Annotated in this window: 13 protein-coding genes and 2 tRNA genes; 5 read left to right on the top strand and 10 right to left on the bottom strand. The window is 70.0% G+C overall.

Translation table 11 applies throughout. The annotated features are described in order from the left end of the window. Positions 1–22 precede the first annotated feature (22 nt). The gene (locus AC3WJT_RS11755; protein ID WP_492343301.1) at positions 23–595 is read right to left on the bottom strand and encodes a protein-L-isoaspartate O-methyltransferase family protein; all 573 of its coding nucleotides are present in this window, start codon (positions 593–595) and stop codon (positions 23–25) included. 166 nt (positions 596–761) lie between these two features. Here AC3WJT_RS11755 and AC3WJT_RS11750 point away from each other — a divergent pair. Beyond that, positions 762–835 (top strand) — tRNA-Cys (locus tag AC3WJT_RS11750). Positions 836–870: 35 nt separating this feature from the next. On the opposite strand, the gene AC3WJT_RS11745 is transcribed toward AC3WJT_RS11750, so the two are convergent. Both AC3WJT_RS11745 and AC3WJT_RS11740 read right to left on the bottom strand, forming a co-directional pair. Continuing rightward, on the bottom strand, positions 871–2,253 hold the full coding sequence (locus tag AC3WJT_RS11745) for an alpha/beta hydrolase family protein (protein WP_492343300.1): 1,383 nt from the start codon (positions 2,251–2,253) through the stop codon (positions 871–873). Positions 2,254–2,420: 167 nt separating this feature from the next. Beyond that, positions 2,421–2,795 (bottom strand): c-type cytochrome, encoded by a 375-nt coding sequence (locus tag AC3WJT_RS11740; RefSeq protein ID WP_492343299.1) that lies wholly within the window; start codon positions 2,793–2,795, stop codon positions 2,421–2,423. A 266-nt stretch (positions 2,796–3,061) separates the two neighbouring features. Between AC3WJT_RS11740 and AC3WJT_RS11735 the strand changes: the two genes are divergently transcribed. Next, positions 3,062–3,136: transfer RNA gene (locus tag AC3WJT_RS11735), tRNA-Asn, on the top strand. 27 nt (positions 3,137–3,163) lie between these two features. On the opposite strand, the gene AC3WJT_RS11730 is transcribed toward AC3WJT_RS11735, so the two are convergent. Further along, a complete protein-coding gene (locus tag AC3WJT_RS11730; protein WP_492343298.1) occupies positions 3,164–3,376 on the bottom strand; it encodes a hypothetical protein in 213 nt (70 codons plus the stop codon). 68 nt (positions 3,377–3,444) lie between these two features. Continuing rightward, positions 3,445–3,615 carry a hypothetical protein gene (locus AC3WJT_RS11725; protein WP_492343297.1) on the bottom strand — a complete coding sequence of 57 codons (171 nt, stop codon included), beginning with the start codon at positions 3,613–3,615 and terminating at the stop codon, positions 3,445–3,447. Between the two features lie 130 nt (positions 3,616–3,745). Here AC3WJT_RS11725 and AC3WJT_RS11720 point away from each other — a divergent pair, with 130 nt between their 5' ends. After that, a complete protein-coding gene (locus AC3WJT_RS11720) occupies positions 3,746–4,318 on the top strand; it encodes a methylated-DNA--[protein]-cysteine S-methyltransferase (protein ID WP_492343296.1) in 573 nt (190 codons plus the stop codon). A 35-nt stretch (positions 4,319–4,353) separates the two neighbouring features. Here AC3WJT_RS11720 and AC3WJT_RS11715 read toward each other — a convergent pair whose 3' ends face one another. From AC3WJT_RS11715 to kynU, 3 genes are read right to left on the bottom strand one after another with little or no spacing between them, the layout of a single operon-like run. Next, positions 4,354–5,130, bottom strand: a complete 777-nt coding sequence (locus AC3WJT_RS11715; RefSeq protein WP_492343295.1) for an SDR family NAD(P)-dependent oxidoreductase — start codon at positions 5,128–5,130, stop codon at positions 4,354–4,356. Beyond that, positions 5,130–5,570: a lactoylglutathione lyase gene (gloA, locus tag AC3WJT_RS11710; protein WP_492343294.1), complete on the bottom strand. Its 441-nt coding sequence runs from the start codon at positions 5,568–5,570 to the stop codon at positions 5,130–5,132. Before gloA ends, AC3WJT_RS11715 begins: the two co-directional genes overlap by 1 nt. Before the next feature lie 11 nt (positions 5,571–5,581). Then, positions 5,582–6,802 (bottom strand): kynureninase, encoded by a 1,221-nt coding sequence (gene kynU / locus AC3WJT_RS11705; protein WP_492343293.1) that lies wholly within the window; start codon positions 6,800–6,802, stop codon positions 5,582–5,584. Between the two features lie 181 nt (positions 6,803–6,983). Between kynU and AC3WJT_RS11700 the strand changes: the two genes are divergently transcribed. Beyond that, positions 6,984–8,060 (top strand): efflux RND transporter periplasmic adaptor subunit, encoded by a 1,077-nt coding sequence (locus AC3WJT_RS11700; RefSeq protein WP_492343292.1) that lies wholly within the window; start codon positions 6,984–6,986, stop codon positions 8,058–8,060. Positions 8,061–8,088: 28 nt separating this feature from the next. Further along, complete coding sequence (locus tag AC3WJT_RS11695) at positions 8,089–11,373, top strand: efflux RND transporter permease subunit (RefSeq protein WP_492343291.1); 3,285 nt, start codon at positions 8,089–8,091, stop codon at positions 11,371–11,373. A gap of 10 nt (positions 11,374–11,383) precedes the next feature. On the opposite strand, the gene AC3WJT_RS11690 is transcribed toward AC3WJT_RS11695, so the two are convergent. Together AC3WJT_RS11690 and AC3WJT_RS11685 are read right to left on the bottom strand one after the other, a co-directional pair. After that, positions 11,384–13,237 carry an ABCB family ABC transporter ATP-binding protein/permease gene (locus AC3WJT_RS11690; RefSeq protein WP_492343290.1) on the bottom strand — a complete coding sequence of 618 codons (1,854 nt, stop codon included), beginning with the start codon at positions 13,235–13,237 and terminating at the stop codon, positions 11,384–11,386. Further along, a complete protein-coding gene (locus AC3WJT_RS11685) occupies positions 13,237–14,010 on the bottom strand; it encodes a hypothetical protein (RefSeq protein WP_492343289.1) in 774 nt (257 codons plus the stop codon). Before AC3WJT_RS11685 ends, AC3WJT_RS11690 begins: the two co-directional genes overlap by 1 nt. Positions 14,011–14,088 lie beyond the last annotated feature (78 nt).

Here is a 14,088-nt window from a genome sequence, read left to right as displayed (position 1 = left end):
GGCTTATTTCACTCTGTGCCGATTAGAAGGCGAAACCGTGAACGGGCTCGAAACCCGAGAGGTAGGGCGGCGCCGCGTCGAAGGAAGCCCGGCCGCCGACGCCGTCATCGGCTCGCAGATAGACAAACGCCTTGCCCATCGGGCCATTGCGCTCGACCACGCCCAGCCGGCCGCCGCTCTTCAGGGCGGCCTTCCAGCTGTCAGGCGCACGGGCGACCGAGCCTTCGCTGATGATCAGATCCCAGGCGCCGGCCGGAAGTGTCGCCAGATCGCCCTCGTCGAGCCGCGACACCTTGACGCCCATCGTCTCGAGAATCGCGGCGGCGTAGGGCGCTGCAATCGCCAGCGCCGTATCGCCGGCCCGGGGCTGAAGCGCCTGCAGCAGCTTGGCGGTGTCGCGCGGCCGCATCAGCCAGCGGCCGGGTGCGTATTCGACCTCGGCGTCGGCGTAGGCGGCGAAGGCCTTGGTCGCCGGCAGCAGGGTTTCACGCGCCACCACCCGGATGGCGTCCTGGATTCCGAGATCGGTGACGTCCGAAGGACGGACCTGGCTCTCGACCATGTTCAGCCGGGCGGCGGCGAAGTCGGCGCTCATGCGGGTTCTCTGGCGGCGTGAATGATGACTCTACAGGCGCGGCTTATAGGTCCGCCGGTAACGGGAACGCAATGCGAGCGTGGCAAGCCATTGAAAGCGTCCGCCGCCTCTGGTAGCGAGACGCCCCTTCCCGGCGCGCCGCCCGCGCCGGTGATGATGAAGACAAGGCCCGGTGGCGGAGTGGTTACGCAGAGGACTGCAAATCCTTGCACCCCGGTTCGATTCCGGGCCGGGCCTCCATCCGTCTTCGCCCCTTGGGCTTTGACGAGACACCCCTACCCCTCTGTCGGCGCGCTCAGACCGTCGATCCAGTCCGCCAGGACGCGTGTCAGCTCCGGATTGTACGGCTGCGGCGGCAACGCCCCTCCAGCGGCTCGCGTGGACTCACGGGCGCCCTCGCGCGTGCCGTCGAGGCCAAAGCCGTGGCCGGTGCCGGCCAACATGACGAAGCGGCCGGCCCCGGGGCGGTAGTGATTGACCACGTCGGCGATCAGGCGGTGGTCGCGGTCGTCGATGGCCGCAAAGTCCGCCTCGCCGTAGACCGCCAGCACCGGCGCGCGCGAATCGCGCCAGGCCGCCGTCAGCGGCTGCGCCGCGATCTGACGCCAGTAGGCCGCCGAGCGTCCGAGGATCTGGTCGTCACCGTCCCACTCCAGCGCCTCGCGCAGGAGCTGGGCCTGTTGCGGACTGTCCGCGGCGATCTGGCGCAGCGAGACGTTCTCGTTGAAGATCCGGTCCAGCAGCGGGCGCATGGCCTCGCCCAGGGTCGCCAGTTCGACCGGATCGGCCCCGGAGCTGTAGAAGCCCTGCACCCGGAAGATGTCCTGCATGTAGTCGCGCCAGTTGCGCAGCACCGTGCCGTAGACCGCCACGCCCCGGACAGGATCGCCCTCCGCGGCCAGCAGCGGAGCCTCGAGCCCGCCCATCGAATGGCCCAGCAGGACGACCCGCCCGGGGTCGACGCCGTAGTCGCGGGTCAGGGTCGCAAGGCCGGCGCGGAACGCGTCCAGTTCGGTGGCGAAGTCGCTCTGGAGGCAGGCCGGACCGCCCTGACTGTCACCCATGCCGGGCTTTTCGACCCGATAGGTGGCGATCCCGCGATCCGCCAGGCCCTGGATCAAGGCGCGGTAGGGATGGTCGGGCGTCGAGCCCTCCATCGTGGCGCAATAGTAGCCCTGGATCAGGAACACCACCGGGCCATCCCCCTTCGCCGCCGCCGGGGTGACGAGGATGTCCCGCAGCAGCCCGCCCCTGAACGGAACCGCGCCATATCGGGCCGTCGCGCCCTGGTAGGTCTCCTGGGGGCGCGCCACCGCCGCCGCGCTGCCGCGCGCCGCGGCGCCGGCCCTCAGCCAGGTGATGTCCACGGGCTGCCCGGCGCGGAGCTTGCCGGCCTGGGCGACAAGCGCCTGGTTGTCGCCGACCGTTGCACCGTTGAGGCCGGTCACGACATCGCCCGACTGCAGCCCGGCCCTGGCCGCCGTCGACCCCGGCGCGACCGACAGGACGCGCGCGCCGCCGCCGCCCGTCTCCACCGCGACGCCCAGCGCCGCCCGGCGTGCGAGCTCCGGCTGCGCCGCCGCCGACGCGGCGGTCGCTCCTGTGCAGATCATCAAGGCGGCGCTCGCCGCCGCGAACATCATCCCGTGTCGTGTCATCTGTCCCGCCCCGGCTCCGCGGACGCCAAGGCGTCCGCCATCCCATCCCGGTGACGATCTGGATGTCGAATTGTGGCGTTCGCTGGACACAATCGACGGCTAAGTCGCGGAAAACACGCGTCTTTGACTGAACTTTTTGTAATGAATCGCGCCGACCGCCGTGACCTTCACCGCGGCGGCGTGGTCTCCAGCGACTTCAGGTAGGCGATCAGCCCCTCGACCTCGTCGGGCGCGAAGGCGCGCGACGGCATCGCCTCGTGGCCGACCATGATTCCCTCGGCGAGCGCTTCGGCCAGATCGGCGACGTCGAATCGGCGATGCAGGTCGCGCCAGCGCGGCGCCCCTTCGAACGGGCTTTCGCCGGTCGGGCCGATAGCGTGGCAGGACGAGCATTCCGCCTCGGCGATCCCGCGGCCCCGTTCGACAGGCGGCACGCTCCGCGGCGCCGCGACCTGCGCCAGCGGCGCCGACGTCTGGCCGATGAGCGTCGCCAGGGCGATGGCGCACAACAGGCCTCTGGAAGCGAATCTGCGGTGGGTCATGGCGGAGTCCTGCACGGGTTGCAGTTTCTTCCGCGCCCCGACCACGCGCCTTGATCCGCGTCAAATCCGGGACGGGCGATCCTTAACCTTCGATTCACCATGCGGGCGCACCCTCAGGCTGTCTTCCATGAAGGCACCCCACCATCACCGACTTTGAACAGCCCGGCCTCACCCGCCGGGCTCTTTTTCGTGCCCGTTGCGGATGCAAGGCGCTTGCGCGCCCTGCCGGCCAAAGCTATAGCCCCCGCTCTTCCTGAGATGCGTGATCCGCGGTAGCTCAGTGGTAGAGCAGCCGACTGTTAATCGGCTGGTCGTAGGTTCGAATCCTACCCGCGGAGCCATCTTCCAGGGGCCCTTCCCCCACTCCCCTACTGCAGCGGCCGCGCCGCCGCATCGCCGGCCTCGATGGCGAGGATGCAGGCGATGATGTCGTCCCATTGGGCCAGGCCCGCAACGTCGCCCAGCGCGGCCAGTTCGGCGGCGCGCATGATCGCCATGACCTCCGCGTCTTCGCCGTACTGACCGATCAGGGCCAGGGCGGTCGTTCGGGTGGCATCTGACCAGGCTTTGGGAACGCTCATGGAGCCTCGCTGCGGTTGTCACGCGCGAGTTAGGCCGGGGCCGGACGGCGTCAATCGACGCGCGCCCCTCAGTCCTTGGGCTTGAGATCCGGCCGGGAGGCCAGGAAGGCGGCCTTCTCGGCGGGAGTCAGCACCTTGCCGGGCTTGCGGCGCGAGACCTTGGGCGTCGGTGGGGCGAAGGTGCCGGGCGGCGGCGGCGGGGCCTTGAGGTCGGAGAATCTCTTGATCGGCGGTTTCATCGCGGCCCCCGGCGGCGCTTCAGGCCCAGGACGACGGGCGAGTCCTGTCATGGCAGGTTCCGGCGACAAACCCAAAACACGGTTGTCGCCGCTTGGCGTTCGACGCGGAGGGCGCCACCCTCGCCCGGCCATGACTGCGCGCGCCTTCATCCTGTTCGACACCGCCATCGGCGCCTGTGCGCTGGTCTGGGGACCGGACGGCGTGGTCGGGGCGTTCCTGCCGGAACGGAACGCGGCGGCCCTGCGCGCCAGGATCGCCCGGCGCTTCCCGGACGCCGTCGAGACCCCTGCCCCGGCCGCGATCATCGCCGCCCGCGACGGGGTCGTTGCGCTTCTTGCCGGCGAGAAGCGCGACCTGCGGGACGTGAAGCTCGACATGGCCGCCACGCCGCCGTTTCACCAGCGGGTCTATGACCTCGTCCGCGCCATTCCGCCCGGCGAGACCCTGACCTACGGCGACGTCGCACAGCGGCTCGGTGCGCCGCGGGAGGCCGCCCGCGCCGTCGGCGAGGCGATGGGGCGCAACCCCTTCCCGATCATCATGCCCTGCCACCGGGTGCTGGCGGCCAACGGCAAGCCGGGCGGATTCTCGGCGCCTGGCGGGGTCGAGACAAAGCTGAAGATGTTGCAGATCGAGGGCGCGACGGTCGGCGAGACGCCGACGCTGTTCGGCGACCTGCCGCTCGCGGTGAAGCCCGCATAGGGGACATGTACCTTCGGTACGCGTCCCCTGCGGACCTAATCCACCGCCACCGTGTAATTCAGAGCGAGGCGGCCGCCGTCGGGATAGATCGTCTGGCCGGTCATGTAGCTGGCGTCGTCGCTGGCGAGGAACACCGCGACCCGGCCGATCTCGCGCGGCTCGCCGATACGTTTGAGGGGGGTCCGCGCCAGAACGCCGCGTTTGGCCGCCTCGTCCTTGAACACGCCCTTGAGGATCTCCGTGGCGATGGTGCCCGGGCCGATGGCGTTCACGCGGATGCCGTGTTCGGCGAGGCCCAGGGCCATGGTCTTGGTCAGCTGGTTGATCGCGCCCTTGGACGTCACGTACGGGACCTGTCCCGGGATCGCGAGCACGGCGTTGACCGAGCTCATGTTGATGATCACGCCCGGCTGCCCGGCCGCTACCAGCGCCTGGGCCACAGCCTGGCCGATGACGAACACGGCGCGGACGTTGACCGCCATCACCGCGTCGAAGTCCTCAAGCCTGGTGGTCAGGATATCGCCGGGCCGCAGGATGCCGGCGTTGTTCACCAGCACGTCGATGAGCCCCAGCGCCTCGCCGGCCTTCGCGACCGCCGCCCGGGCGGCCTCCGCGTCGGCGACGTCGCAGGCGATGCCGATCGTCTTGCGGCCGGTCTCGGCGGCGATGGCCTGCGCGGCGGCCAGGACGCCGGCTTCGTCGCGGTCGAGCAGCGCCACGTCGGCGCCCTCGCGCGCAAACTCCTGCGCGCAGGCCAGGCCGATGCCCTGGGCGGCGCCGGTGACCAGCGCCCTGCGGCCGACGAGCTTCATCACCAGACGCCCGTGTTCGGCATCGAGGCCCAGGGCTCGGCCGGCGGCAGGTTCGGGCCCTTCTGCAGCAGTTCGATGGAGATGTTGTCCGGCGAGCGGATGAAAGCCATGTGGCCGTCGCGCGGCGGCCGGTTGATCGTCACCCCGCCGTCCAGCAGGCGCTGGCAGGTCGCGTAGATGTCGTCGACCGCGTAGGCCAGATGGCCGAAATTGCGGCCGCCCTGATAGTCCTCGGTGTCCCAGTTGTAGGTCAGCTCGATCGTCGGCGCGCGCTTCTCGCGGGCGGCCTCAACGTCATCCGGCGCGGCCAGGAACACCAGGGAGAACCGGCCGGCCTCGACGTCGACGCGCGACACCTGGGCGAGGCCCAGCTTGTTCACATAGAAGTCCAGCGAGGCGTCGAGGTCCTTCACCCGGACCATGGTGTGCAGGTAGTGCATGAGCGGACTCCTCAGGTGACTTTTGCGCGGACCTTGAACGCCGGATCGTCGTAGGCGCGCGACGCGATGACTTCCACCAGCAGATCGGCCGCGCGGGCGACCTCGGCGAACGACAGGGGCAGTGGCGAGAGGCCGAAGCGCATGACGTCCGGCGCGCGGAAATCCCCGACGACGCCCCGCGAGATCAGGGCCTGAACGATAGCGTAGGCCTCCGGATGGCGGAAGGCCACGTGGCCGCCGCGCGCCGCGCCGTCTGCCGGGCTGATCAGCTCCAGGGCGCCCCCCGTCCGGGCGATGAACAGGTCACCCAGCGCGCGCGTCTTGGCCGCGATGGCCGCCGCGCCGGCCTGGACCGACAGGGCGACGCCGCCCTCGAGCGCGGCGAGGCTGAGGATCGGCGGCGTGCCACAGGCGAAGCGCTCGATGCCGGGCGCCGGCTGGTAGTCGTCGACGAAGGCGAACGGCGCGGCATGGCCCATCCAGCCGGAGAGGGGCGAGACCAGCGCGGCCTGATGTCGCGCGGCGACGAACAGGAACGCCGGCGCGCCCGGCCCGCCGTTCAGGTATTTGTAGCCGCAGCCGACCGCCAGGTCCGCGCCGCAGCCGTTGAGGTCGACATCGATGATGCCGGCGCTGTGGCTGAGATCCCAGATCACCAGGGCGCCGACGGCGTGGGCGGCACGGGTCAGCCGGGCCATGTCGCGGACCGCGGCGGTCTTGTAGTGCACGTGGCAGAGGACCAGCACGCCGACGTCCTGGCTCAGCGCGGCCTCGATGTCGCCGGCCTCGCGCAACTCCAGACGCCGCTCGCCGCCGAGCGTCCTGATCGCGCCTTCGAGCATGTAGAGGTCCGTCGGGAAGTCGCCAGGCTCGCTGAGAATGACGGACCGGCCGGGCCTGGCCTGCATCGCCGCCACCGCCAGCTTGTAGAGGTTGGCCGAGGTGGAGTCGGCGACGATGACCTCGCCGGGGGTCGCGCCGACGAGGGCCGCCAGTTGGTCGCCGACCCGCCGGGCGGCGCCGAACCAGTCGTGGCTGTTCCAGCCGCGCACCAGGCTCTCGCCCCATTCCTGCGCGACGACCCGGGACATGCGGTCACGCGTCGACAGCGGCAGCGGCCCCAGCGAGTTGCCACACAGGTAGGTCAGCCCATCCTGCCGCAGGAACGCATCGCGGAAGGGCGCCAGCGGATCCTGGGCGTCGAGCAGCAGTGGGTCCTGGCCGGCGGTCATCTCTGCCTTATCGGGCGCAGCAGGCAGCGAAACCAGCCCACAAAAACGGAACATTTCCGGAATTTCATTTGCGGGCCACTCGCAGAGTCAGCATATGGACAGTGTTCAGATAGGCTCCCGGGGATGGGTTTACGGACGCGCCTGGGCGCGCCCGACCACGGGTTGCGCTCCGGGGTCGTAGATGAAGATCAAACAATCCTACCTGGTCGCCGGCGGAATCGCGGCGGCCGTCGCCCTGTTCTTCATCATCGGCGGCATCGTCGGGATGTTCGGCAAGGACGACAAGAAGGCCGCGGCCGACGCCGCCGCGCCGAAGGGTCCCGCCGCGCCGCTCGTACAGGTGGCGACGATCCCGGAGGCCCTGCGCCCCTACATCGTCAGTGTCCGCGGCCGTACCGAAGCCAACAAGACGGTGATCGTCCGCGCCGAAACGGCGGGCCCGGTCGCCGCCACGCCGGCGCGCGAAGGCTCGTTCGTCACTCGCGGCACGGTGCTGTGCCGTATTTCCACGGACGCCCGTCAGGCCAGCCTCGACCAGGCCCGCGCCCTGCTGCGCACGCGCCAGCTGGAAAAGGAAGCGTCCGACCGGCTGGCCGCCCAGGGCTATCGCTCGCAGACCCAGGTGCTGCAGGCGCAGGCCAACCTCGACGGCGCGACCGCCCAGGTGCGCCAGGCGCAGGTCCTGCTCGACCAGGTCAACATCCGCGCGCCGTTCAGCGGCGTGTTCGACCGCCGCGAAGCCGAGGTCGGCGCCTATCTCGCGCCGGGCGGCGCCTGCGGCACCATGATCCAGCTGGATCCGCTGGTGATCGTCACCGACGTCGCCGAGCGTGACGTCAGCGGCATTCGCGTCGGCGCGGTCGCCACCGCCACCCTGGTGTCCGGCGAGGTCCTGTCCGGCCGGGTGCGTCTGGTCGCGCGGGACGCCGATCCGGCCACCCGCACCTATCGGATCGAGATCGAGGCGCCCAACCCTGGCGGCCGGTCGCGCTCCGGCCTGTCCGCCCAGGTTCAGATCACCACCGGCGCAGGGCCCGCCCATCTGGTTCCGACGACCGCCCTGGTGCTCGACTCCGCCGGCCGGCAGGGCATTCGCTACCTCGTCGAGGGCGACCGCGTCGCCTTCGTCGCGGTGACGGTGCTCGAAGAGACCCCCGAAGGCGTCTGGGTCACCGGCCTGCGCGGCGACGCGCGGGTGATCACCGCCGGCCAGTCCTACGTGTCCGAAGGCCAGAAGGTTCGCGTCCCGGCCAGGTAGCCGGAGCGTATCCAGGGGAAGCGAACAGATGAGCGACGCCCAGCACGATGGTCCGACCCCCAAGCGCGGACTGATGGACGGCCTGATCGACGGCGCGATTCTGCGCCGCAAGGTCGTGCTCGGCATCGCCGCCATCGCGACCGTCTTCGGCCTGATCACCTATCTGAACCTGCCGCGGGAGTCCGAGCCGGACATCACCGTGCCGTTCGTGATGATCCAGGTGCCCTACCCCGGCGTGTCGCCCGAGGACTCCGAACGCCTGCTCGTGCGCCCGCTGGAGCGCGAGCTTCAGTCTCTTGAGGGGCTGAAGGAGATGAACGGCGTCGCGATGCAGAACGCGGCGATGATCTACCTCGAGTTCGAGGTAAGCTTCAACAAAGACAAGGTCTTGCAGGACGTCCGGGCCAAGGTGGACATGGCCCGCGGCCGCTTCCCGCCGGACGCCGAGGAGCCGTTCATCCAGGAGGCCAACGTCAGCGACGATCCCTTCATCGGGATCATGCTGTTTGGCCCGGCTCCTGAGCGGACCCTCTATCAGACCGCCCGCGAGCTGCAGGACCGCTACGAGGCGCTGCCCGGCGTGCTGCGCACCGAGCTGAGCGGCGGTCGCGAAGAGTTCATGGAAGTGACCATCGATCCGGCGCGGATGGAGGCGGCCAACGTGACCGCCCCCGAGCTGGCGCAGGTCATCGCGCGCAACAACCAGCTGGTTCCGGCAGGCTATCTGCAGACCGACCAGGGCAAGTTCGCCGTCAAGGTCCCCGGCGTGGTCGAAAACCCCGCCGACATCCTCGCGCTGCCGATCAAGCGCAACGGCGACCGCCTGATCACCATCGGCGACATCGGCGAGGTGCGCCGCACCTTCAAGGAGCCGAGCCGGATCTCGCGGTTCAACGGCCAGCCTGCCTTCTCGATCGACGTGGTCAAGCGCTCGGGCGCCAACATCCTCGACTCGGTCAAGGACGTGCGCCGGATCACCGCCGAGGAGCAGGCGCGCTGGAAGGCCGCCGGGATGAACACGATTGAGGTCGACTACACCTTCGACGAAAGCGAGTTCATCGAGCGCAGTCTGACCATCCTGGAAAGCGGCCTGATCATCGCGACCATCCTGGTGATGATCATCATCGTCGCCAGCCTCGGCGTTCGCCAGGGCCTGATGGTCGGCATGTCGATCCCCATCTGCTTCATGATCGGCTTCCTGCTGCTCAAGGCGTTCGGCCTGACGCTGAACCAGATGGTGATGTTCGGCCTGGTGCTGGCCGTCGGCATTCTCGTCGACGGCGGCATCGTAGTCGTCGAGTACGCCGACCGGAAGATGGCCGAGGGCATGGACCGGGAGAAGGCCTTCGCCGCCGCCGGCAAGCGGATGTTCTGGCCGGTGGTCAACGGCACCCTCACGACGCTCTGCGCCTTCATCCCGTTCCTGTTCTGGAACTCGATCCCGGGCAAGTTCATGAGCTTCCTGCCGATCACCCTGATGATGGTGCTCAGCGCCTCGATCTTCGTGGCGCTGATCTTCACGCCGGCGCTGGGGTCGATCTTCGGTCGCAAGGCCGGCGTCGACGAGGAGCATCTGGCCGAGATCGAGAAGTCGGAGCGGGGTGATCCGCGCGAGATGAACGGCTTCATGGGCTGGTACGCGCGCACCCTCTGGGCCGCCGGCCACCACCCCATCCGGGTCACGGTCGCGGCGCTCGCGATCGTCTTCGGCATCATGTTCGCGTTCGGCGCCAAGGAGCACCGGACCGAGTTCTTCCTCGACGAGGATCCCGAGTACGTCAGCATCTGGGTCAAGGCGCGCGGCAACCTCGCCGCGCCGGCCGCCGACCAGCTGGTCCGCCGCGTCGAGCAGCGGCTCGAAGGCGTCAAGGGCATCGACAGCGTCTACGTCAGCTCTGGCCGCTTCAGCGGCGGCGGCGGCTTCGGCGCGCCGCCCAACGACGCCATCGGCCGCATCTCCGTCGACTTCCTCGATTTCGAGGGTCGCAAGGAGCTGGGCCTGCGCGGGGCCGACATCGAGGCGGAAATCCGCAAGCGGATCGCCGATGTGCCCGGCGTGCTGGTCGAGATCCGGCCGCCGCAGAACGGTCCGCCCCAGGGCAAGGACGTGCAGGTCGAACTGCGCGGCCCCAACCCCGACGCGCTGAACAAGGCCGCCGACATGGTCAAGACGCGCATGATCAGCGACCGCCAGCTGATCGAGCTGGACGACAACCGCGCCTCGCCTGGCATCGAATGGAACGTGAGCGTCGATCGCGAGGCCGCCGGCCGCTACGGCGTCGACGTGCTCAGCGTCGGCCAGGCGATCCAGTTCGTCACCGACGGCGTGCTGGTCGGCCGCTTCCGGCCTGACGACGCCGAGGACGAGCTCGACATCCGGGTCCGTTTCACGCCGGAGAGCCGCAACCTGGCGGCCTTCCAGAACCTGAAAATCAGCACGCCGATGGGCGCCGTGCCGGCCAGCTATCTGATCAGGCAGACACCCGGCCAGCAGGTAACCTCGATCCAGCGTCGCGACGGCCAGCGTCTGGTGATCATCCAGGCCAACGCTGCGCCCGGCGTCGCGGCCAACCTCAAGATCACCGAAATGCGCGAGTGGCTCGAAAAGGCCCCGCTCGATCCTTCGGTCCGCTGGAAGTTCACCGGCGCCGACGAGGAGGGCGCCGAAGCGGCGGTGTTCTTCGCCACCGCCATGGCCGCCGCCCTGTTCATGATGGGCATCATCCTGCTGTGGCAGTTCAACAGCTTCTACGGGATTTTCGTCACCCTGTCGGCGGTGGTCCTGTCGACGATGGGCGTGCTGCTCGGCGTGGTGGTCAACCTTTTCGGGACGTTCGAATACATCTCGGTGCTGATGCTGGGGACCGGGATCGTCGCCCTGGCCGGGGTCATCGTCGGCCACAACATCGTGCTGGTGGACACCTTCTACCAGCTCCGGCGTCAGGGCTATGCGGCGGACGAAGCGGCCATGCGCGCCGCCGTCCAGCGCTTCCGGCCGGTCATGCTGACCACCGTTGTGACCGTCATCGGCCTGCTGCCTCTGATGTTCCAGCTGCACCCGAACTTCCGAGGGGCGCATATGGAGTACAAGGCGCCGGGTTCGGAGTGGTGGGTCCAGCTGTCGGGCGCCGTGGTCTGGGGTCTCAGCTTCTCGACCCTGCTGACGCTGTTCCTGACGCCGGCCGCGCTGGCCGCGCCGGGCACGCTGGCCCGCCGCTTCGGCAACATCTACCGGCTGGTGCGCCACCGTGAGCGCTGGAGCGATCGCCGCCGCCATGGCGACGCGGTCCGGACCTCGCCGCCCAAGGCCTAGGCGTTCGGGGCTACTTCCCGCGCGTCTGGCGCTTCCACAGGGTGGCGTACTCGCCACCCGCTGCCAGCAACGCGTCATGCGCCCCGCGCTCGACGATCCGGCCCCGCTTGAGGACCAGGATCTCGTCGGCGTCGGCGATCGTCGACAGGCGGTGAGCCACGACCAGCGTCGTGCGGCCCTTGCGCGCCTTGCGCAGGGTCTCCTGGATCGCCGCCTCGGTGCGCGAGTCCAGCGCGCTGGTCGCCTCGTCGAGGATCAGCACGCGGGGATCCGCCAGCAGGGCGCGGGCCAGGCCGACCCGCTGGCGCTCGCCGCCGGACAGCTTCAGCCCCCGCTCGCCCACGCGGGTCGCCATGCCCTCGGGCAGGCCCTCGATGAAGGACGACAGTTCCGCCGCCTCGGCCGCCGCGGCCACCTCCTGCAGTGAGGCATCGGGCCGCCCGAAGGCGATGTTGACCTCCAGGGTATCGTTGAACAGCGCCACATCCTGGGGCACCAGCGCGACCGCCCGACGCAGCCCGGCCATCCGCAGTTCGCGCAGGTCGACGCCGTCGATCAGGATCCGCCCCGACTGGGGGTCGATCAGGCGCAGGGCCAGCCGCACCAGCGTGGTCTTGCCCGCCCCGGAGGGACCGACCAGCGCCACGGTGGTTCCCGGCGCTGCGCGGAAGCCGACGTCGGTGATCCCCTCGGACCGCGCGCCGTGGCGGAAGGAGACGGCCTCGAACACCACCTCCCCGCCCTGCCCCGCCGGGGCCGGCGGCAGATCGCGGGCGTCCGGGGCCTCGGCCACATCCGGGGCCTGGCGGCGCAGGTCGAGCATCGCTTCCATGTCGATGAACGACTGGCGGATTTCGCGATAGGCGAAGCCGAGGATGTTCAGCGGCCCATAGAGGTTGATCATGATCAGGACCGCGGCGGTGACGTCGCCCGGCCCCATCCGGCCCGCGGACGCCTCGTAGCCGGCCATCACCGCCATCAGGCCGAGGCCGAGGCTCATGATCCCGGTCTGGGCGGTGTTCATCAGGGTCAGGGAGTTGGTCGCCAGGATCTGGGCGGCGCTGTACTGCCGCAGGGCGACCTCGTAGGTCGCCACGGCGCGGCCCTCGGCGCCGAAGGTCTTGACCGTCTCGTAGTTCATCAGCGCGTCGACGGCGCGGCCGGCCGCCTCCTGGTCGGCCTCGTTGAGCGCGCGACGATGGGCGATCCGCCAGTCGGAGAAGGAAAAGGTCAGCACGACATAGACCGCGACGGTCGCCACTGCGACGGCCGCGAAGCGCCAGTCGTAGGTCACGGCCAGCACGCCGGCGGCGATGAACAGCTCGATGACCGTCGGACCGAGGTTGAACACCAGCGCCCGCAGCAGGAAGTCCATCGACCGCGCGCCGCGATCGATAACCCGCGACAGCGACCCGGTGCGCTTGCTCTGATGGAAGTCCATCGACAGCGACAGGGCGTGCGCGAAGGTCTCCGAGGCCGCCTTGGCCTGGGCGGCCTGGGCGACAGGGGTGACGATGGCGTCCCGGGCCTGGGGCGCGGCGGCGGACAGGAAGCGGATCAGGGCCCAACCCAGCGCCATGCCGGCGAAGGCAGCCCCGACCTGCACGCCCGCGCTCTGGCCGGCCGCCAGTCGGTTGACCGCCGCGCCCAGCAGCAGCGGCGCGGTCACGCCCAGCACCTTGCCGGCCAGGGTCAGAATCAGCGCCGTGGTCAGCCGCCAGGCCAGGCCCGGCGCCTTTGACCGCAGCACAAGGCCGGCGAGATCCTTCAGCGCCGTCAGCGGCCGGGCGCGGGGCCGCTCGGGCGGTTCAGACGGAACGCCGGAGGGTTCACCGCGGCGGGCGCGGGCGGCCTGAGCGCGCATCAGCGGCTCCCCGTCGCAGGATCGAACAGCAGCGTCGACTGCACGCCGCCGCCGGGCGTGCGCCAGTCGATCCGCCAGGCGCCGGTGAGCCGCGAGGCGCGATAAAGACCGCCCAGATCGGCTGGACGCGACGTGGTCACAGAGATCGTGTCCTCGCCCCCCTCACCGGAGATTTCCAGGTCATGGCCGGCCTCGCTCACCGGTCGGCTGAGCGCGAAACTGAAGCGGCCCTGCCGGTCGATCATCGAACCGCCGGCCGCCGCACGGTCGAGTCGCAGCCCGACCTCCGCATTGATGGTGCCGACGCCCGACACCATCGCCGCGCCGTCGCGGTCGAAATCCAGGGCCAGAATGCGGGGCCGTCGCGAAGGCGCTGACAGCACCAGCGCGCCCGCCCCGGGCCGCAGCTGGGCCAGGCGTCCGTCCGGCGTCAGGGCCAGGAACCCTTCGGCCTGTACGGACCGCTCGCCGACCATCATCGCCAGGCCATACAGCCGCAGGGTCGTCGCCGGCGGCGCCACGATCATCCAGGCGCCCTTGTCGTCGGCGCGAGCCTCTTTCTGGCCCCCATCGGGAGCCACCAGCAGCACGCGCGCGCCCGGCGCCGCCACACCGGCCAGGGCCGTGCCGCCGCGCCCGGCCCGCGCCGCCAGAACGCTGGGCGGCTTCACATAGCCGGCGACGGCCTCGGCCTTCGCCGCCTCGGTCTTCCAGGCCGGCCGCCCGCCTTCGTCACAGGCGGCGAGGGTCAGGAGCGGGAGCAGAGCCGCCAATACGCTCAACCGAACAGACACGACTCTTGCAACCCTGTCCCCAAAACCCGATCATGCAGAGCATAGTCCCACGGCGCG

The sequence above is a fragment of the Caulobacter sp. FW305-C-30-S16 genome (assembly GCF_058783025.1).
Note: the sequence above shows the minus strand (reverse complement) of the source record. Positions and strands in the feature narration are given on the sequence as shown.